Here is a 19,455-nt window from a genome sequence, read left to right on the forward strand (position 1 = left end):
TTTATATTATACACCCTCTGCGCGACGCCTTTTTTTGGCGGGGGGGGGGGGAACCCGGGGGGCGGTGGTGCGGGGGGGGGGGGGCCCCCACCGCTCCTGACGGGGCGTTCCGGCTCACTCCTCGCTCGTGTCCGGGCGGCCCTCGTCGTCCAGCTCCACGTCCTCCTTCGGGTCGTGCCGGTCGTCCGGGGCGGCCACCGTGGCGTGGTGCTCGGCCGGGGCACAGGCCGCCGTGGCGCGCAAGGTCGGATTCGTGCACAGAAAACGATCTCGAGCCGGGAAGCGGCCGGCCGCCCGCGGTACGCCGAGTAGCCGCGCGTATCCGCCGGGACGCCGTGTACGGCGGAATACTGGAACTGGATGTGGTGCTCTTTTCCAACCGGTGTCGTGGCGTGCGGCGGGAGGAGCTGGTGGGCGGATGACGGCAGACCGGACGGACCCGACGGGACCCGTGGCCGGCACCCCGTACGGGGCGGTCCGCGGCAGGTGGGAACACGGGGTCGCGGTGTTCCGCGGCATCCCCTACGCCACCCCGCCCTTCGGGGCGCACCGGTTCCGTCCGCCCGTGCCGCCCGAGCCCTGGGACGGCGTCCGGGACGCGGGTGACTTCGGGCCGACGGCCCCCAAACCGCCGTACTCGGAGGCGTTCGCGGAGTATCTGTCCGACCCGGTGATCCCCGGCGACGACTGCCTCAACCTCAACGTGTGGACCCCGGAGCCGGGCCGCGGCGCCCGGCTCCCGGTCCTGGTCTGGCTGCACGGCGGCGCCCTGACCCGGGGATCGTCCGCCGTACCCGTGTACGACGGCCACGCGTTCGCCCGTGACGGGGTGGTCTTCGTCTCCGTCAACTACCGGCTGGGGGTCGAGGGGTACGGCCTGTTCCCCGACACCCCGCCGAACCCCGGCCTGCGCGACCAGCTCGCCGCCCTGCGCTGGGTCCACGACACCGTCGCCGGGTTCGGCGGCGACCCCGACCGCATCACCCTCTGCGGCCAGTCGGCGGGAGCCATCAGCGCCGGCGCCCTGCTGGCCGCGCCCCAGGCCCAGGGGCTGATCCGCCGGGCCGTGCTGCAGAGCGGCCCGCCCGAGGCCGCGGAGCGCGACAAGGTGCGGCGCATGGTCCGCCGGATGGCCAACCGGCTGCGTGTCCCCGCCACCGCCCAGGCCTTCGCCGAGGTCGACCGCGAGCTACTGCTGCGCACCCAGGCCGAGGTCGGCCGGCTGAGCAGCCCGGTCCTGGGCGGCCCCGCCTTCGGGATCGTCGTCGACGGCGACCTCGTCCCGCGCGACCCCCTGGAGGCCCTCCTCGACGGCGAAGCGGCCCACGGCGTGGACCTCCTCATGGGCTGGACCCGCGACGAGTACCGGCTCTGGCTGGTCCCCGGCGGCCTGCTCGACCACGTCGACCGGCTCGGCCCGGTCGCCCTGGCCGGTGCCATGGCCCGCTGCCACGCCGGCCACGAGGTGCCCCGCGGCTACCGCCTCCTGCACCCCGAGGCCGGCACCGCCGAGACCGTCGGCCAGATGGTCACCGACCACCTGCTCCGCCGTCCGCTGCACCGGCTGGCCGAGGCCCGGCCGGGCTCGTCGTACCTCTACGAGTTCGCCTGGCCCTCCAACCGCCCCCGGCTCGGCGCCTGCCACGCCCTGGAGCTGGGCTTCGTGTTCGACACCGGGGACGGGCCCGACGCGGCCCGGCTGGCCGGTGAGGGCGCCCCGCAGCGGCTGGCCGACGAGACGCACGGCGCCTGGGTGCGGTTCGCCGCCACCGGGGACCCCGGCTGGCGGTCCTGGGACGACACCCATCCGGTCCGTGTCCTCGGCGACGGTGAGCCCCGCACGGTGTCCGGTCCCCGGGACCGTGAGTTCGCCCTCTGGACACCGGGTGCGGTGCCGCGGTCCGAGCGGACCGCCGAACCGGCCACGGCCGTACGCCGGCTGCGCCGCTCGGTGGCCGCGGTACGCCGCCGCTGAGCCCCGCGGCAGCGCGGGGACCCGCGCGCGGTGGTCAGCGGTCCTGCGGGCCCCGGACCGCCCGGGCGATCCCGGCGATCGCCTCCGGTCCCACCCGGCAGCAGCCCCCGATCAACCGGGCCCCCGCGGCCCGCCACCCCGCGACCTGATCCGCCGCGAACGTCGACCGTCCCGTCCACGCCCGCGCCGCCGCGTCCCACACCTCCCCGCTGTTGGGATAGACCACCACCGGCTTCCCGGTCACCCGCGCCGCCACCTCCACCGCACGGTCCACGTCCTCGGGCGCACAGCAGTTCACCCCCACCGCGATCACCTCGTCCGCGTCGGCGGCCAGGGCGAACGCCTCCGCCAGCGGCTGTCCCGCCCGAGTCCGCCCACCCGCCACGCTGTACGACAGCCAGGCCGGCACCCCCAGCCCGCGCACCGCCCGCAGCAAGGCCGCCGCCTCCTCGGCGTCGGGCACGGTCTCCAGCGCGAGCACATCCGGCCCGGCCCCGGCCAGCACCTCCAGGCGGGGCCGGTGGAACCGCTCCAGCTCCCCGACGCTCAGCCCGTACCGCCCGCGGTACTCGGAGCCGTCCGCGAGCATCGCCCCGTACGGCCCGACCGAGGCGGCCACCCACAACGGCCGTACGATCCCCTCGGCACGCGCCCGCCGAACCGCGTCCCGGCCCAGCCGCACGCTCAGCGCGAGCAGCCGGGCGGCCTCCTCGTGAGCGATCCCGCGCTGCGCGAACCCCTCGAACGTGGCCTGGTAACTGGCGGTGATCGCGACGTCCGCGCCTGCCCCGAAGTACGCGAGGTGCGCGTCGCCCACCGCGTCGGGCCGGTCGGCCAGCAGCCGTGCCGACCACAGCGCGTCGCTCAGGGCGTGTCCGGCGGACGCCAGCTGGTTGGACATACCGCCGTCGAGCACGACCGTCCCGGCGGCGAGGGCGTCGGCGATGCCGGGGGAGTCGTCGCTGTTCATGCCCCGACGCTAGCCGACCCGGCAGCGAGCGGCCGACGGTGTCCGCCCCCCGGTCCCGGTCACCACGCCCGGGCCGCACACGCGCCGCCCGGCCGGCCCTGCGGGCGGACCGGCGAGGGCCGGCCGAGGTCCTGTTCGGACCAGACGACCTTGCCGCCGGACTCCGGGCGGGAGTCCCACCGGCGCGACAACTGGGCCACCAGAAACAGGCCGCGGCCGTTCTCGTCGGTGGTGCGTGCGCGGCGCAGACGCGGGAGGCAGTCGGTGGTGTCGAAGACCTCGCAGGTCAGGACCTGGTGCTGGATCAGTCGCAGACCGATGGGGCCGCTGCTGTGGCGGACGGCGTTGGTGACCAGTTCACTGACGATCAGTTCCGTGGAGTCCTCCAGGCTTTCCAGGCCCCATTCGGCCAGCTGACCGGCGGTCAGGCGGCGGGCGCTGCGGACCGCGGTCCGGTCACCCGGCAGCGTCCACGAGGCGACCTGGGCGGGACCGAGTGAGAGGGTGCGCACCAGGAGCAGGGTGACGTCGTCGGACGGTGCCGGGCCCGGGAGGGTCTCCATCGCGCGGTCGCAGAGGTCCTCCAGGGAGCCCGCCGGTTCCGACAGCACGGCGCCCAGGTGGTTCATCCCCGCCTCGATGTCGTGGTCGCGGGTCTCGATCAGGCCGTCGGTGTACAGGGCGAGGAGACTTCCCTCGGGCAGCTCCAGCTCCACGGCCTCGAAGGGGGCCCCCAGCCCGACGCCGAGCGGGGTGCCGGTGGGAAGGTCGGGGAAGGTGACCCGGCCCTGCGGGTCGACGATCGCGGGCGGAGGGTGCCCGGCCCCGGCCATGGTGCACCTGCGGGTGGCCGGGTCGTAGACGGCGTACAGACAGGTGGCGCCCATCACGGCGGCCAGCTGGTCCGGGATGTCCCCAACGTCCTCGCCCAGCCGCTCCAGCGTGTCGTCGAGGCGGGTCAGCAGCTCGTCGGGCGGCAGCTCCATCTCGGCGAGCATGTGTACGGCGGTGCGGAGCCGGCCCATGGCGGCGGTCGCGTTGATGCCGTGGCCGACCACGTCGCCGACGACGAGGGCGACCCGCGCGCCGGACAGCGGGATCACGTCGAACCAGTCGCCCCCGACGCCGATGTCCAGGTCGGCGGGCAGATAGCGGGAGGCCACCTGGACCGCCGTGCCGCCCCGCAGACGCTGCGGGAGCAGGTTGCACTGGAGCGCGAGGGCCGTCGCGTGTTCGCGGGCGTACAGGCGGGCGTTGTCCAGGGACAGCGCCGCGCGGCTGACGAGCTCCTCGGCGAGCAGCAGGTCGTTCTCCTGGAACGGCGCCGGGTCCTCGGTGCGGATGAACAGCGCCATTCCCAGCAGCACACCCCTCGCGCGAATGGGGACGACCATCAGCGAGTGCATGCCGTTCTCGTGGATCTTCCGCGCCCGTACCGGGTCCTGGTCGGGCCAGGTGCCCGGAGCGGTGTCCAGGACCGGCTCCAGGTGGGATCTCCCGGTGCGCAGGACGTCGGTGAACGGCGCGGCGGGCGGCACGGGGACCGCCTCGCCGCGCTCCCACGGGGATTCCGGGACCCCCTGGCGGATCGAGGCCAGCCCGGCGCGCAGGAAGACGGGGAGGCGCTCGCCCGCCGGGCCGATACGGACGGCGGGCCCTTCTCCCGTCGGGACCGAGTGCTCCAGGTCGACGACGGCGTAGTCGGCGAACAGGGGCACGGCGAGATCGGCCAGTTCCTGGCTGGTCCGCATCACGTCCTTGGTGCTGCCAAGACGGGTGCCGGCCTCACTGAGGATCGCGAGGCGCTCCTGCGCCCGGCGGCTCTCGGTGACGTCGACACTGATCGTGCACACCCCGACGGCCCGCCCTTCGGCGTCCTGGAGGCAGAAGAAGGAAGCCATGAGGATGTGCTCCCGGCGCGGACTCGCCGACAGCCACCTGCGGAACTCGTGGACGCCGGGTGTGCCGGTGCGCAGGGTCTGCCGCATCGCCGCCTCGAACGCCCTGGCCTTGGCGGCGGGCAGCGTGTGGGTGGACCGCCGTCCGAGCCGTTGCTCGGGGGAGACGCCGTCGTGGCTCTCCATCGTGTCGTTGACCCAGGTGCAGCGCAGCTGCGAGTCGCGGACGACGATGCCGATCGGTGAGCGGGTGAGGAGCGATTCCCGCACCGATCCGTTCGCCGCTTCGCGGGAGAGCTTGCGGACGTCGGTCACGGACACCAGCCACCGGACCGCTCCGTCCTGCCCGCGCAGCATCGAGATCCGCAGGCTGACGGTGAGCTGCCGGCCGTCCCGGTGGCGTACCGCCGTCGTGCCCGACCAGCCCTTGCGGGCACGGCATCGCTCGACGAACGCCGATATCGTCGGCGCCTCCTCGAAGGACGGCACCACCAGGGCGGCGGACCGGCCCACCATGTCCCCGGCGGGGTATCCGACGAGCCGCTCGGCGGCCTGGGTCCAGCCGAGCACCGTCCCCTGCTCGTCGACCATCGCGATGGCGGAGTCGGACATCTCGTGGGTGGTCGGCTGCCTGTCGAGTGTCGCCGTGTGAGTGCTGCGCATCGAGCTCTTGTCCTTAGGTGAATGGGGCGGAGGGACGCTGTTCGTGCCTCGTCTCCGGTCCCGGATCCAGACGCAGATGCGAACGCCGGTTCGGTGTCGTTTGCGTGGTTTTGTCTCTAGACCGGGCTCCACTCCGATGTGTGACAGCGTCACTCGGCCGGATTCGGGGGAAGCGTGCGCCGGTGCCTTGACTCCTTGCGGGGGAGGGGGCGGCGCATAAAGCTATGTAAAGGACATATCCATCGCCGGGGATGCCGGGGAACTTGTCGACCAGCAAGGAATCTGCGCGATGCCGACGAACAGCAACCCACCGGACGGCTCCGAGGACCTCCGGGAGGCGGAGGCGGTCTTCCAGGACGCTCGCGGCGCCATGTTCGGGATCGCCTACCGGATGCTCGGCAGCGTCGCTGAGGCGGAGGACGTCCTTCAGGAGGCCTGGATCCGCTGGCAGACCTACGACCGGTCCAGGGTGGACAGCCCACGGGCGTTCCTCACGACGACCGTGACCAGACTCGCGATCAATGTGCTGCAGTCGGCGAGGGTCCGCCGGCAGGCGTACGTCGGGCCGTGGCTTCCCGAGCCGGTCGACACCAGCGGCGACCCGGCGCTGGGTGCCGAGAACACGGAGGCGCTGGAGGTCGCGGTGCTGATGCTGCTGGAGAAGCTCACCCCCACCGAACGCGCGGCCTACGTCCTCCGGGAGGCGTTCGACTATCCGTACGAGCAGATCGCGGAGGTCATCGGCCAGACCAACGCCAATGCCCGCCAGCTCGTGAGCCGCGCGCGCAAACACCTGGCCGCGGAGAAGCGGGCCGGTGTCCCGGCCGCGGACCACCAGAGGTTCCTGACGGCGTTCGTGGCAGCCGCCCAGGAAGGGGAAGTGGCCGTGCTGGAGCGGCTGTTCACGGAGGACGTCGTCTCGTACTCGGACGGCGGAGGCGTCGTGCGGGCGTCCAAGTTCCCGGTGGTGGGCCGTCATCGCGTGGCGAAGTACTACCACGCGTTCGCGGACCGCTTCTGGGTCGGCGTCACGGTGGAGCCGGCCGAGGCGAACGGCAAGCCGGCGGTGAGTCTGTCCCGCGACGGCGCCGTGTTCGCCGTCCTCACGGTGAGCGTCACCCCGGACGGCATCGACCGGGTGATGGTCATGATGAACCCGGCGAAACTCGCCGCCATGACCGCCTGAGTGCCGGCGCCCGAGCGAAAGGGCCCCGCCCCGCGGCGGTCTCCGCTAGGACCGCTCGCGGGAGGGCGGGGCCATCCGCCCCCCATCACTGCACGGGGGGCGGACCGCAGGCGGCCGTCCCTTGACGCCTGCCTTCCGAAAATAAAACGAACAGTTCTTTTTTACAAGCCCTGATCGATCATCCGGCCAAGAAAAACGAATGTTCATCTTGACTCGCTCTCGCCGGAACCCGCAGGATGGAGCGCGAAAACAGAACGATCATTCCGGATAACGGAGGGTGGCGGCATGGGCTCGGTGCGGGCCAGGGGGCCGGTGTGGTCGCACGCCCGGTCCCGCGTCGCGCTCGTCACGGGCGCCGTCGTGCTGTTGCTCGGTGCCGAGCTGGCGTTCGCCGCGCCCTACGCGTGCCGTGCGGCGGGGCGGCTGGCCCACGCTCGGCCTGCCTGGTTCCTGCCGGCCGTCGCCGCGGAGGTGATGTCGATGGCGGCCTTCGCCCGTCTGCAGCGCCTGGCTCTCGGGGTGGGCGGGCTGCGGGTGGGACTGCGTGCCGCGGCTTCCGCCGTGTTCGCGGGAAACGCCCTCAGCGCGACGCTGCCGGGCGGCAGCCTGGTGTCGGTCACCTACCGGACGCGGCGCATGCGTGCCTGGGGCGCCGGCGTGCCGCTGATCGGCTTCACCCACGCGGTCACCGGGGTGCTGGGCACGGTCACGCTCGTCATGCTCGGGGGGTTCGGCGCGCTGCTGGCGGGGGACGGCGCCCGGCTCACCGGGGCGGCCGTTCAGGTGGCGGCGGCCGGTGGCGGCATCGCCGTCGCGCTCGTCCTCGTCCGGCATGCCGGTGTGCTGCGCCGTCCGGTGGGCGCCCTGCTCCGGGGGTGGCGGAGGCTGCGGCGCGGCGAGGGCCGGCAGACGTCGGCCGACGGCCTGCTGGGAGAGCTGGCCGCGCTGCGGCCTCCGCCGCGCTTCTGGGTCCTGGGGCTCGGCGCCGCCCTGGTCAACTGGGTCGGCGACCTCCTGTGCGTGCTCGCCGTGTGTCATGCGGTGGGCCACGCGCCGGCCCCGGGCGGGGTGCTGCTCGCCTACGTGGCCGCGATGACGGCCATGTCGGCGCTGCCCCTGTTGCCCGCGGGGCTCGGACCGCTGGACGCGGCTCTGGTGCTGACCCTGCATCGCGGCGGAATGCCGATGGCCGACGCCACGGCCGCCGACCTTCTCTACCGGACCCTCAACCCGGGGCTGATCGGCGTGGCCGGGTGGTCGGTCCTGCTGGCCCGCCGGCGGGGCGGATCAGGGGGTGGCCTGCTCCGGCCACAGGGCCCGCACGGCTTCGCTCACCCCGGCCATGAGCGCGGGGTCCAGCACGGCCATGTGGAGGATGTAGCCGGGCAGCAGGCAGACCAGCGCACCGGCGATCTTCTCGGCGGTCACCTCGCCGGGCAGGGCGCCGCTCTCCTGGTGCTCTCGCACGACCTCCGCGAGGTCGGAGCGCATCTGGGCCAGCAGAGTGCTGAACTGCCGGGCCAGCGCGGGATTGCGCAGGGCCTCCGACCAGGCCAGCACGGCAAGCCGTGAGGTGTCCTGTGCCGCGGACCGGGACGTCAGGAGGTCGAGGACCTCCGCGAGGACGGCCCCCACGGAACCGGCGGGCCGGGTCGTGGCGACCGTGTGGACCAGTGCCAGGACGTCGCGCATGTTCTCCTCGGCGATGGCGAGGATCATCTCGTCCTTGCTCGCGAAGTGCCGGTAGACCGCGCCCGCCGAGAGCCCGGACTCCGCGAACAGGTCCTGCATCGACGTCGAATGGAATCCGTCGCGCAGGAAGCACCGCCGGGCCGCGTCCAGAATCTGGGCACGGCGAGCGTCCATGTACTCCTGGGACACCTTCGGCATGGGGGCATCCTCCAAAGAAAAACGAATGTTCATCTTGACTCGGGATCGCTGAGCCTAGCAGACTGGCTCGCCAGAGAATGATCATTCGTTTTTGGAGGCGGGATCGTGAAGTCCCCGTTGGCGGGAAATCAGTCATGGCGTCGTCTGGCCATCATGGCAGTGGCGCTGCCGCTGGTGATCTCAGTGGCAGTGCTGGCCTATGCCTGGCCCGCGGCGCGCATCGCCCCGCGCGACCTGCCGGTGGGGATCGTCGGCACGAGTACGGCGAGCCAGGGGGTGGTGGAGGGGCTGGCCCACGGCGAACCGGGGGCCTTCGACTTCCGTCTCTACCCCGACAAGGCGTCGGCGCGTGCGGCCATCAAGGAGCGGGACATCTACGGTGCCTTCGCCGTGACTCCCGGCAGCCTCACCGTGCTGGAGTCCACCGCCGCGAGCCCGACCGTCGCCCAGCTGCTGGACAAGACGGGTGTGCAGCTGGCCGCCCGGGCGTCCAGGGCGGCCGCGGAGCGTGCTGCCGCGGCCGCCCACGACGCGTCCGCGCACGCCAAGTCCCCCCACGCCAAGTCGGCCCGCACCAAGACCGCCGACGCGAAGGACGGCAAGGCCGCGGCTGCTGCCGGCAAGCCGGCGCCGGTGAAGGTGAAGACCGCGGATGTCGTCCGGATCTCGGCGGACGACCCCCGGGGCGTGGTCTTCAGCGCGTCGCTTCTCCCGATGACCATCTGCAGCATCGTCATCGCCCTGGTCGTCGTGCTGGCACTGCGGCTGCGACCCGTGGTGCGTGCCTTGGCCCTGGTCGTGGTGAGCGGAGCGGCGGCCCTCGGCGTCTACGTGATCGCCCAGGGGTATCTCGGCGCCCTGCCGCACGACCACCTGGCGACCTGGGCCTCCCTGGCGCTCACCATCCTCGCCATGAGCGCCACCACCGCCGGGATGGTCACGCTGGTGGGGTCAGGGGGGCTCGCGCCGAGCGCGGCGCTCATGGTCTTCGTCGGCAATCCGTTCGCGGGCAGCACGTCCGCACCGGAACTGCTGCCCGGGGCGGCCCATGTCATCGGCCAGTGGCTGCCGCCGGGTGCCGGTGCGAGCCTCGTGCGCGGTACGGCCTACTTCGACGGCAGCGACAGTGCGGGCCACGTGGCCGTCCTCGTTCTGTGGAGCCTGCTGGGGCTGACGGCCGTCCTGTTCGGTCACTATGCCTACCCCCTGGAGCGGGGCCCCGTCACCGGCGAGAGCAGGACGGCGGGCCCGAAGGGCCCGGCTCTCGATGCCCCGGCCCCCCTGGTGCCGCCGTCCGTCGAGGAGCCGTCCGCGCCGGTGGGCGTCGGAATGCGCGCGCACTCGCACGCCCGGCACGCCGCGGGCGCCTGACCCGGCGCTGAGGGGGCGCGGCCTCGGGGCCCCAGGGGTTCTGGGGCAGGGCCGGGACAAGGCCGGGCGGCATGCGATCTCGGGTGAACGCGGTGCGGTGGGAACCGCCGTCGAAGCGCCGGACGCGGCCGCCCCGGCCCGCTTCTGCGCCGAGCTGCTGGAGCGGCCGATCGTCACCAGGAGCCCGGGACGGCGGTGGTGGCCCCGCCGCAGGGAGCCGTGCACATCGCTTTCCAGGAGGCCGCCGGTCACCGTGCGCCGGCCTGGCCGCCGGTGCACGGTGAGCAGCGCACGATGATGCGCTTCGACTTCCAGATGGACGACCTGGACCTGGCGGTGGCCGACGCCGTCGCCCTGGGCGCGACACCGGCCGCGCACCAGCCGCGGGACCACGTCCGTGTCCTGCTCGATCCGGCGGGCCACCCTTTCGGGCAGGTCCTGATCCATCCGGCGTACAACGACAGGACGAGCGACGAGGCGGCCTACCGCGCGAATCCGGAGACAACGGCATCGCGCTTCTGGTCAACGGGCTCGGCGTCAATCATCCTGAGGTGATCCGCTCGGCCGCCGCGGCTCCACCTGTACGACGAGAAGAAGGACGACACGCCCACCTCCTACGAACTGCTCGCCCGGCACCTGGTCCCGCGGGGCACCGTGCGGGTGGCACGAGCCCCTGGGGCGTCCCGACCGGAACCGGGGCGCCCCAGGTCTTGAACGGCGGGCGGTCCGGCGCGGGGTCCGGTACGAGGTTCGGTACGAGCGAGGAAGGGCACCGATGCAGATGCCTCCCGGGGACCGCGGTCCCAGCCCGCGCACCGGCTACACCCGCACGCACTGGGAGGCCGCGGCCGACGCCCTGCTCGCCGCCGTGGAGCCGTACGCAACCCCGGACCGCGCCCTCTACCACCTGCCCGGCGACCACCCGAGCTGGTCGGGACGCCTCTCCGACGGCCTGGAGGGCTACGCGCGCACCCTGCTCCTCGCCGCTTTCCGCCGGGACGAGACCGTGCTCCAGCGGTACGCGGACGGACTCGCGGCCGGCGTGGCGGGCGGCTGGCCGCGCGTCGAGGACCGGAGCCAGCCGCTGGTCGAGGCGGCCTCCGTCGCCCTCGCCCTGCGGCTGACCCGCCCGCTGCTGTGGGATCGCCTCGACGACGCGGTGCGTCAGCGCGCCGCGGTCTGGCTCGCCGACGCGCTCACCGCCGAACCCTGGCCCTGCAACTGGGAGCTGTTCCCGGTGACGGTCGGCGGGTTCCTCGCCGAGGTCGGCCACGAGACGGAGGCCGCGCACCGGGCGGTCGACCACGGCCTGGCCCGTATCGAGGAGTGGTACGCCGGCGACGGCTGGTACACCGACGGCGACGGCCGCAAGTACGACTACTACAACGGCTGGGCGATGCACCTCTACCCGGTGCTGCACGCCTGGCTGGCCGGCGACGAGAAACTCCTCGACCTGTACGGCGGCCGTCTGGAACGCCATCTCGCGGACTACGCCCGGCTGTTCGGCGGTGACGGCGCCCCCATGCACCAGGGCCGCTCACTGACCTACCGCTTCGCGGCCACGGCCCCGCTCTGGCTGGGCGCCCTCACCGGACGCACGCCCCTGACCCCCGGGGAGACCCGGCGGCTGGCCTCCGGCGCGCTCAGGTACTTCCTGGACCGCGGCGCGGTGGACGCCCACGGGCTGCTGACTCTCGGCTGGCACGGCCCCGACCGCGCCGTCCTCCAGGGATATTCGGGCCCCGCCTCCCCGTACTGGGCGAGCAAGGGCTTCCTCGGCCTGCTGCTCCCCGCGGAGCACGACGTGTGGACGGCGGTGGAGGAACCGGGGCCGGCCGAGCGTACGGACGCGGTCACGCCGATCGCGCCGGCCAACTGGCTCCTCCAGTCCACGAGTTCGGACGGGATCGTGCGCCTGCACAACCACGGCAGCGAGGACGTCCGCTACGACCCCTACTACACCCGGCTCGGCTACTCGACCGTGACACAGCCCTCGGCGTCGTACGACAACAGTGTGATCGTCGGAGGCGATCCGGGCCGGACGGACATCGAGCCGCTGGGCGTCGGCGAGGAGTGGGCGGCCTCGCGGCACACGGCCGGCTCGGGCGCCCGGGTGACGAGCGCCGTACTCGTGCGCGGGGCCGCGGAGGTGCGGGCCTTCCTGGTGGCCGGGGCGGCGCCGGGGACGCCGGTGCGGGTGACCGGCTGGGCCGCACCGGAGGGGCTCCGGGCCGAACTGCTGCCCGCCGTCGGCCTCGACGAGACGCTGAGCGGGGTCACGGGCGAGGGCGCGACCCTGTTCGTCGCGCTGAGCCGGCTCACCGGAACGGCGAACGCCGCGCGGTTGGGGGAGACGGTGACCGTACACGCCGAAGGGGAGCGTGAGTTGACCGTGCTGTGGGCCGGGGGGCCGGGACTGCGGGTCCGTTGGCAGGACGACGGAGTGGCGGTGGAGCACATCGCGCGGGACTGAGCCCGGCCGGACGGCCGGACGCGGGGCGGCGCGTCACGCTGCTGCCCGACGGGGAGCGGCTGCGGGCCGAGCTGATCGGGCAGTTGGAGCACGGCCGTCCGGCCGCCGGTGAACCGACGCCCTTCACGGTCTTCCTCGACCACGTCCTGCGCCCGTTCACCGCCTACCGGCCGCGGACCGGCCTGCCCCGTCTCAGGTGGCCGCCGGAACCGACTCCCGCGGCCAACTGCTCCACGACACGGCCGAGTCCGTCGCCCGGCACACCGGCGCCACCTTCGCCGAGTTCCCCGGCGGGCACCTGGGCACCGTGCAGCACCCGGCCGGCTTCGCGGACCGGGTCGGGGAGGTCCTGCTCGGCTGACCGTCCCGCCGGCCGGTCAGCCGTTCACCCCCGTGTAGTGGCCGAGCGCCCACCGCCACAGCCGGCGGGACGCCAGGTAGGCGAGCAGGCCGAGGAGCGGGGATCCGGCCGCCAGCCAGTAGGGGACGCCCGTCGCGTGGCCGTGCCCGGTGAGGACCGCGGCCGGGAAGTAGGCGACGAAGGCGAGGGGGAGGCCGTAGGTGAGCAGGCCGCCCACGGCACGGGGGAGGACGTTGAGGGGGTAGCTGCCGAAGGTGCCGAGGAGTTCCTCCAGCCAGCGGCCCCAGTAGTCGGCGGCCGGGTAGCGCAGCGAAGCGCAGGCCACCACCGTGAAGAGGGCCGCCTCCAGGAGCATCCCGCCCAGGACCGCCGCGACCAGGTAGCCGATGCGGCCCGCCGTCCAGTCCAGGTCGCTGCGGCCGAGCGCGCCCGCCATCAGGCCGGCCGCCACCGTCAGGTCGCCGATCGCGTTGGTGGGGAAGAACTCCAGCTGGACCTGGCGGTGGACGGGCAGCGGGCGCAGCAGGTAGGCGTCGATCCTGCCCTCCTGGATGCTCCGTCCCAGGCCGTGCACCCGGCCCAGGAAGAGCACGAACAGGCCGTGCGCCAGCATGCGGGTCGCGGGGATCAGCAGGACGTCGCTGCTGTCCCAGCCGCCCATCCCGGCGAACCGCGTGAGCAGCACCGTCGCGAACACGATCACCGACACCTGCCATACCGCGCCGATCGCGATCATCATCAGGAACTCGGTGCGGTACTCCAGCTGGGCGCGGAAGTTGAGGCGCGTGATGCGCCACATGATCCGTACGGCGTTCATCGGGCTCAGCCTCCTTGCGAGATCACGCGGCGGGCGGCCCGCCGCCACACGAACCGGGTGAACAGGAAGAGGGCCACGGCCCACGCGGCCTGGACGCCGAGCTGGAAGGGGGCGTCCGACGGCGGGATCCGGCCCACGTACAGCGACAGCGGCACGCTCAGCGTCGCCTGGAAGGGCAGGAAGGAACTCAGCGTGATGAACCAGTGCGGGAAGTACCACAGCGGCGCGTACACCCCGGACAGCAGGTTCTGCGCGAAGACCAGGATCAGCATCGCGGCGGTGTTCCGCAGCGTCCAGAAGCACAGCTGGTCGATGAGGAGCATGACGTGGTAGAGGACCAACTGGCCGAGGACGAGGGAGAGTACGAACACACCGGCCACCGCCGCCGAGACCGGCGGCCGCACGACACCGACCGCGAGACAGACCACGTACCCGGTCGACGCCCAGGCCAGGCCGTACAGTTGCTCGCCGATCGCGCGCAGGGCGTGGAACCGCCGGGGTGGCAGCGGGCGCAGGTACCAGTAGACGATCGTGCCGAAGTGCATGTGCTGCATGACCGTGTCCCGGCCCGCGTACTGGTCCAGCTCCCGCAGCCGGGAGGCCAGTACGGCCATCACCGCGTACGTCACCGCCTGGCCGCGGTCGAGACCCGCGGTCGTACCGGACCGGTCGTACAGGCCGCGCCACAGCGAGGCCACCAGCACCACCTGCACGGTCAGCCGCAGCAGGACCCCGGTGATCCGGGGCGGGGAGTACAGCTCGCCGAGCGGGGTGACCCGGGCGGCCCGCCAGCCGTGCGACAGGGCCATCTCAGACCGCCTCGGCGTGCACGTAGGCCGCCCGCATGACGTCCTCCAGGTCGGCCTCGTCCACCGCCACGCCCGTCACCTCGTACCGCTCGATGACCAGCTTCAGCGCCGTGTGGACCGTGGGCGCGGCCGGGCCGTCCGGGCCGAACACCACCTGGGGGCCGTCCCGACGGACCAGCGTGATGCCCGGCAGCGGGCCGACCGGCGTGTGCGGGTCGGCGAGGGTGGCCCGCACCTGCCAGGTCGAGCCGAAGGTGCGGCGGATCTCGTCCAGGGTGCCGTCGAGCACCAGCCGCCCGTGGTTGACCAGCACCACCCGCTCGGCGAGCCGCTCGACCTCGGTCATGTCGTGCGTGGTCAGCAGGACGGCACGGCCGCGCTCGGCCACCTGGTGGCGGAGGAACTCGCGCACCTGCTCCTTGACCACCACGTCCATGCCGATGGTCGGCTCGTCCAGGAACACCACCGGCGGATCGTGCAGCAGGGCGGCCGCCAGGTCGCAGCGCACCCGCTGCCCGAGCGAGAGGTGCCGCACCCGGGTGTCCCAGAACGCGGAGAGGTCGAGCAGCTGGTCGAACTCCCGCAGGCGAGCCGCGTGTTCGGCCCTGGACACCTCGTAGATGTCCCGCAGGATCGCGAACGACTCCCGGACCGGCAGATCCCACCACAGCTGGGTGCGCTGCCCGAACACCGCCCCGATGTTGCGGGCGTTGCGCTCCCGCTCCTGGTACGGCACCACGCCGGCGACCCGGGCGTGGCCGGAGCTCGGGGTGAGGATGCCGGTGAGCATCTTGATGGTGGTCGACTTGCCCGCGCCGTTCGGGCCGAGCAGGGCGAGGAGTTCGCCGGGGGCGACGTCGAAGGTGATGTCGGAGACCGCGTGCTTCTCGACGCGCTCGGGGTTGACCAGGGACCGCAGGGCGCCGGAGAGACCCGGGCGCCGGACGGTGGTGTGGAAGGTGCGGGACAGACCGCGGACCTCGATGCTTGCGGCCACGCTGGGTGACTCCCTCGTTCCGTGCGCGACGTACGGCCGGCCGGTTCGGTAGGCCGGCCGGCCGCGGATACGCAACGACGGTCGCAGGGCGCCGAGGGGCCCGGCAATGGATTAAAGGAGCGGCGGGTTGGACTGATCGATCACCGGGAGGCGGACGAGGTACGGCCCGGGCGCGTCCCGTCCCGTTGTCCCACGGACCGCAGCGCCCCCTCCAGCGCGAAGGTGGCCGCGCCCAGGCAGACCGGGTCGGTGGGGATGGGGGACAGGACGATCTCGGTGGCGGCGAACGGCCGTCCGAGCGCATGGAGCCGGACGGCCTCGCGGACCTCGTCGAGCAGCGGTTCACCGAGCCTGCGGGCGACCCAGCTGCTGAGCACGACCAGTTCGGGGTTGAGCAGGTTGACCAGGTTGGCGACCCCGGCGCCGATGTACCGGGCGGTGTCGCGCACCACCCGGACCGCGACCGGGTCACCGTCGGCCACCGCCCGGGCCAGCGCCTCGATCGTGGCCGTCTGGTCGTCGGGGTGCAGCAGCGGACTGTCCGGGCTCGACTCGCGCAGGTTCAGCATGATGCCGGGCGCGCCGGCATAGGTCTCCACGCAGCCGCGGTTGCCGCAGTGGCAGGGCCGCCCGTCCAGGACGAGCGTGGTGTGCCCCCACTCCCCGGCGCTGTTGCTGACCCCCCGGTGCAGCCCGCCGCCGAGCGCGAGCCCGGCGCCGACCCCGGTGCCCAGGTTCACCACCACCGTGTCGCCGCGGCCGCGCGCCGCCCCGAACCACTGCTCGGCCACCGCGCAGGCGCGCAGCGGATTGTCCAGGTGAAGCGGGTAGGCGATGTGTTCGGAGAGCAGGCCGAGCAACGGCACGTCGTGCCAGTCCCAGTTGGGCGCGTACTCGGCGATGCCGGTGTGCCGGTCCACCTGCCCGGGCGCGCTCACTCCGACCCCCAGCACCCGCGCGCCCTCCACCCCGGCCTGGGCGACCACCGAGCCGACGGCGACGGCGACATGGCCGACCACCTGCTCGGGACGGTGCTCGCCGGGCCGCAGGTCCTCCTCGGCCCGGGCCAGCACGTTCAGCGCGAGGTCGAACAGCTCGACGTGGACGTACGTCTCCGCGATGTCGACGCCGATCAGCGCGCCCCCGGAGGCGTTGACCGCCACCAGCCCCCGGGGCCGGCCGCCGGCCGAGTCCTCGAAGCCGACCTCCGTGATCGTCCGCAGGTCGAGCAGTTCGCCGACGAGGGTGGCGACCGTGGCCAGACTCAGCCCGGTGACGGACGCCAACTCCTGCCGGGAGGTGGGAGACTCGGCGATGATGTGCCGCAGCACCTCGTAGCGGTTCGCGGTACGGATGTCCCGTGATGTGTGCTTCACACGGCGCAAGGCTATGGGCTGCGGCGGGCTTTCGACAAGGTATTAGGAAAAGGGCTTTATTAAGTCCGTGACATCGGCTCCGCGGCAGCGCCGGCGCGTCGCGGCCGCGTCACAGAGCCAGCGCGTCGCGGACGAAGGGATTGGCGAACTTCCCGTCCGGGTCCAGGGTCCGGGCCAGTGCGCGGAAGTCGGCGAGCCGGGGGTAGCGGTCGCGGAGCACCTCACCGGGGACGCTGTGCACCTTGCCCCAGTGCGGACGCGGCTCGAACGGCGCCAGCACCTCCTCCAGCAGGCCCACCGCGGGCAGTACGGCCGCCAGGTCGTCGACCCAGGTGAAGTGCAGGGCGACGGAGTCCCGGTCGTGGGCGGGGCTGAGCCACTGCGGATCGGCGGCGATGGTCCGCACCTCGCTGGTCAGCAGTGCGGGGGAGACCGACTGCCGGACGGCGTCGACCGCGTGCAGCGCCTCGACGGCCGTCGACCTCGGCAGCAGGTACTCCGACTGGAGCTCGTCCCCGCTGCTCGGCGTGAACTCCGCCCTGAAGTGCGGCAGCCGCTCGTGCCAGGGCCCGGGCACCCCGAACTGCTCGGTGCAGTTGCCCGCCGGCATCCCCGGCACCGGGTGCATCGCCTCCGTCGCGGGCGCGGCCCAGCCGAAGTCGACGGCCGGCCGGTCGGTGCGCCGCTTCACCCACACCTGCCTGAAGCCGGGCTCCCGCCAGTCGGTGAACAGACTCACGCTGTAACCGGCCCCGGACACGGCCGTGAAGTCCAGCCCGGCCAGTGGAAGTCCGACGTACACCGTCTGCGCGACCCGGTAGGCCGGCTCCAGGTCGAGGGTGAGCGCGGTGACCACCCCGAGCGCGCCCAGCGAGGTGACGGCACCCTCGAAACGGGCGTCGCCGCGGGCGATCGAGATCGATTCGCCGTCGGCGAGGACCAGCTCCACCTCGCGCACGGGCGCCGCGAGCGACCCGTTGGTCACGCCGGAGCCGTGGGTGCCGGTGGCCACCGAACCGGCCACCGAGATGTGCGGCAGCGAGGCCATGTTGGGCAGCGCAAGGCCGTACGCGTCCACCGTCCGGGCCAGTTCGGCGTACCGCACTCCGCCCGCGACCCGGACGGTGCGGGCCGCCGTGTCCACCTCGATCACCGGTGGCAGCCCGGCGATCGAGACCAGCAGACCCTGCGGACCCGGGTCGGCGATGCGGTTGAAGGAGTGTCCGCTGCCCAGCACCCGCACCCGTGCACGGCCCGCCACCAGCGACCGGAGCGCGTCGAGCGAGTCCGGGCGGTGGAATTCCTTGGCCGTGTACGTGATGTTGCGCGCCCAGTTGGTGACCGTCTGCGCCGGATCCGTCATCGCGATCGTTCCATCCCTGTCGTACGCCGCCTCCCGTCCTTCGGGGGAGTGCGTGTGCGTTGACCCTCTCATTCGCGGAGATCTACGGTGGAGACCGGTTGCTGTCCGCGCGTCACCGAGCCGGAAGGCCCCTTCCTTGCCCGAGCGTCCCCCAGCCGTGTTCGCCATGACAGCCGAGAACATTCCGCACGTTTTCCCCCCGGAGGTGCTCGCGCGCCTGCGCGCGTGCGTGGACATCGATCCCACCGCGGTGGTCGACGACTTCGCCGACCCCCGGGTCCGGGCGGCGCTCGCCCGCGCCGAGGTCCTCGTCACCGGCTGGGGCTGCCCGACCCTGGACACGGCCGCCCTGGACGCCATGCCCGCACTGCGCGCGGTGCTGCACGCGGCCGGCTCGGTCAAGGGCTTCACCACGCCCGAGGTCTGGCGGCGCGGCATCCTCGTCTCCTCGGCGGCCGCCGCCAACGCGCTGCCCGTCGCCGAATACACCCTCGCGATGATCCTCCTGGCCGGAAAGGACGTCTTCGCCTCCCGCGACCTGCTCCGCAGCCGGCGCGGCCACCCCTACGGCGGCATCGTCCCCGGCATCGGCAACTACCACCGCCGTGTCGGCGTCGTCGGCGCCTCCCGCATCGGCCGCCGCCTCATCGAGCTCCTGCGCCCCCACGACCTGGTGGTGAGCCTCGCCGACCCGTACGTGGACGAGGCGGAGGCCGCCCGGCTCGGCGTGCCGCTGCTGCCGCTGGACGAGCTGCTGCGCACCTCGGACATCGTCACCGTGCACGCACCGCAGACCCCGGAGACCCACCGTCTGGTGGGTGCCCGCGAGCTCGCCCTGATGCCGGACGGGTCGGTGCTGATCAACACGGCGCGGGGCTCGCTGGTCGACCACGACGCCCTGGCCGGGCAGCTGCGCGCCGGCCGCCTGACCGCGATCCTCGACGTCACCGACCCCGAGCCGCTGCCCGCGGACTCCCCGCTGTTCGACCTCCCCAACGCCTTCCTCACCCCGCACCTGGCCGGCTCGCAGGGCAACGAGCTGGCGCGGCTCGGCCTCACCGTCGTGACGGAGGCCGAACGCCTGACGGCCGGCGACGGACTGCGCTACGGGGTCGACCCCTCGGTCCTCGAACGGGCGGCGTGACGGCCGTCTCACGGGGTGCCCCTCAGACCTGGCGAAGGGTCGGGCGGTGGCGGGGTGGACCCGGGCAGCGGGCCGGGACGTCCACCCCGCGCTCACCGCCGGCCGAGAGCGCGGACGAAACGGCGTCAACCGGTATGAATCGCACGGCGTGAGGGGACCCGG

General features: G+C 73.3%; 16 protein-coding genes and 1 pseudogene. 8 read left to right on the forward strand and 9 right to left on the reverse strand.

The annotated features are described in order from the left end of the window. Nucleotides 1–114: 114 nt before the first annotated feature. A complete protein-coding gene (locus tag ACFXI4_RS22010) occupies nt 115–243 on the reverse strand; it encodes a hypothetical protein (RefSeq protein ID WP_384993419.1) in 129 nt (42 codons plus the stop codon). 175 nt (nt 244–418) lie between these two features. On the opposite strand from ACFXI4_RS22010, the gene ACFXI4_RS22015 reads away from it, so the two are divergent. Continuing rightward, on the forward strand, nt 419–1,975 hold the full coding sequence (locus ACFXI4_RS22015; protein ID WP_384993422.1) for a carboxylesterase/lipase family protein: 1,557 nt from the start codon (nt 419–421) through the stop codon (nt 1,973–1,975). Between the two features lie 34 nt (nt 1,976–2,009). On the opposite strand, the gene mmuM is transcribed toward ACFXI4_RS22015, so the two are convergent. Both mmuM and ACFXI4_RS22025 read right to left on the reverse strand, forming a co-directional pair. Beyond that, the gene (gene mmuM, locus ACFXI4_RS22020) at nt 2,010–2,945 is read right to left on the reverse strand and encodes a homocysteine S-methyltransferase (RefSeq protein WP_384993424.1); all 936 of its coding nucleotides are present in this window, start codon (nt 2,943–2,945) and stop codon (nt 2,010–2,012) included. A 59-nt stretch (nt 2,946–3,004) separates the two neighbouring features. Beyond that, nucleotides 3,005–5,506, reverse strand: coding sequence for a SpoIIE family protein phosphatase (locus ACFXI4_RS22025; RefSeq protein WP_384993427.1), 2,502 nt, complete (start codon nt 5,504–5,506; stop codon nt 3,005–3,007). Nucleotides 5,507–5,795: 289 nt separating this feature from the next. Here ACFXI4_RS22025 and ACFXI4_RS22030 point away from each other — a divergent pair, with 289 nt between their 5' ends. Together ACFXI4_RS22030 and ACFXI4_RS22035 are read left to right on the forward strand one after the other, a co-directional pair. After that, nucleotides 5,796–6,692 (forward strand): RNA polymerase sigma-70 factor, encoded by an 897-nt coding sequence (locus ACFXI4_RS22030; RefSeq protein WP_384993430.1) that lies wholly within the window; start codon nt 5,796–5,798, stop codon nt 6,690–6,692. Nucleotides 6,693–6,977: 285 nt separating this feature from the next. After that, nucleotides 6,978–7,907: pseudogene (locus ACFXI4_RS22035) on the forward strand (YbhN family protein); the annotation flags it as partial. A gap of 72 nt (nt 7,908–7,979) precedes the next feature. On the opposite strand, the gene ACFXI4_RS22040 reads toward ACFXI4_RS22035, so the two are convergent. Then, nucleotides 7,980–8,615 carry a TetR/AcrR family transcriptional regulator gene (locus tag ACFXI4_RS22040; protein ID WP_384993433.1) on the reverse strand — a complete coding sequence of 212 codons (636 nt, stop codon included), beginning with the start codon at nt 8,613–8,615 and terminating at the stop codon, nt 7,980–7,982. Nucleotides 8,616–8,735: 120 nt separating this feature from the next. Between ACFXI4_RS22040 and ACFXI4_RS22045 the strand changes: the two genes are divergently transcribed. From ACFXI4_RS22045 to ACFXI4_RS22060, 4 genes are all read left to right on the forward strand, one after another. Further along, on the forward strand, nt 8,736–9,953 hold the full coding sequence (locus ACFXI4_RS22045; protein ID WP_384993436.1) for an ABC transporter permease: 1,218 nt from the start codon (nt 8,736–8,738) through the stop codon (nt 9,951–9,953). Nucleotides 9,954–10,172: 219 nt separating this feature from the next. Then, the gene (locus ACFXI4_RS22050) at nt 10,173–10,508 is read left to right on the forward strand and encodes a VOC family protein (protein WP_384993438.1); all 336 of its coding nucleotides are present in this window, start codon (nt 10,173–10,175) and stop codon (nt 10,506–10,508) included. Nucleotides 10,509–10,728: 220 nt separating this feature from the next. Further along, entirely contained in the window at nt 10,729–12,426 is a 1,698-nt protein-coding gene (locus ACFXI4_RS22055) for a DUF2264 domain-containing protein (RefSeq protein ID WP_384993441.1), read from the forward strand. Nucleotides 12,427–12,622: 196 nt separating this feature from the next. Further along, nucleotides 12,623–12,787 carry a hypothetical protein gene (locus ACFXI4_RS22060; RefSeq protein ID WP_384993443.1) on the forward strand — a complete coding sequence of 55 codons (165 nt, stop codon included), beginning with the start codon at nt 12,623–12,625 and terminating at the stop codon, nt 12,785–12,787. 16 nt (nt 12,788–12,803) lie between these two features. Here ACFXI4_RS22060 and ACFXI4_RS22065 read toward each other — a convergent pair whose 3' ends face one another. The 5 genes from ACFXI4_RS22065 to ACFXI4_RS22085 form a co-directional block, all read right to left on the reverse strand. Continuing rightward, nucleotides 12,804–13,604 carry an ABC transporter permease gene (locus tag ACFXI4_RS22065; protein WP_384993445.1) on the reverse strand — a complete coding sequence of 267 codons (801 nt, stop codon included), beginning with the start codon at nt 13,602–13,604 and terminating at the stop codon, nt 12,804–12,806. A 5-nt stretch (nt 13,605–13,609) separates the two neighbouring features. Continuing rightward, nucleotides 13,610–14,413 (reverse strand): ABC transporter permease, encoded by an 804-nt coding sequence (locus ACFXI4_RS22070; RefSeq protein WP_384993448.1) that lies wholly within the window; start codon nt 14,411–14,413, stop codon nt 13,610–13,612. Nucleotide 14,414: 1 nt separating this feature from the next. Continuing rightward, on the reverse strand, nt 14,415–15,410 hold the full coding sequence (locus ACFXI4_RS22075; RefSeq protein WP_384993451.1) for an ATP-binding cassette domain-containing protein: 996 nt from the start codon (nt 15,408–15,410) through the stop codon (nt 14,415–14,417). Between the two features lie 140 nt (nt 15,411–15,550). Then, complete coding sequence (locus tag ACFXI4_RS22080) at nt 15,551–16,786, reverse strand: ROK family transcriptional regulator (protein WP_384993454.1); 1,236 nt, start codon at nt 16,784–16,786, stop codon at nt 15,551–15,553. Between the two features lie 109 nt (nt 16,787–16,895). After that, the gene (locus ACFXI4_RS22085; RefSeq protein ID WP_384993456.1) at nt 16,896–18,149 is read right to left on the reverse strand and encodes an FAD-binding protein; all 1,254 of its coding nucleotides are present in this window, start codon (nt 18,147–18,149) and stop codon (nt 16,896–16,898) included. Nucleotides 18,150–18,285: 136 nt separating this feature from the next. Between ACFXI4_RS22085 and ACFXI4_RS22090 the strand changes: the two genes are divergently transcribed. Continuing rightward, the gene (locus ACFXI4_RS22090; protein WP_384993458.1) at nt 18,286–19,293 is read left to right on the forward strand and encodes a hydroxyacid dehydrogenase; all 1,008 of its coding nucleotides are present in this window, start codon (nt 18,286–18,288) and stop codon (nt 19,291–19,293) included. Nucleotides 19,294–19,455 lie beyond the last annotated feature (162 nt).

The sequence above is a fragment of the Streptomyces sp. NPDC059224 genome (assembly GCF_042754285.1).
In the GTDB taxonomy this organism is placed as follows: Bacteria; Actinomycetota; Actinomycetes; order Streptomycetales; family Streptomycetaceae; genus Streptomyces.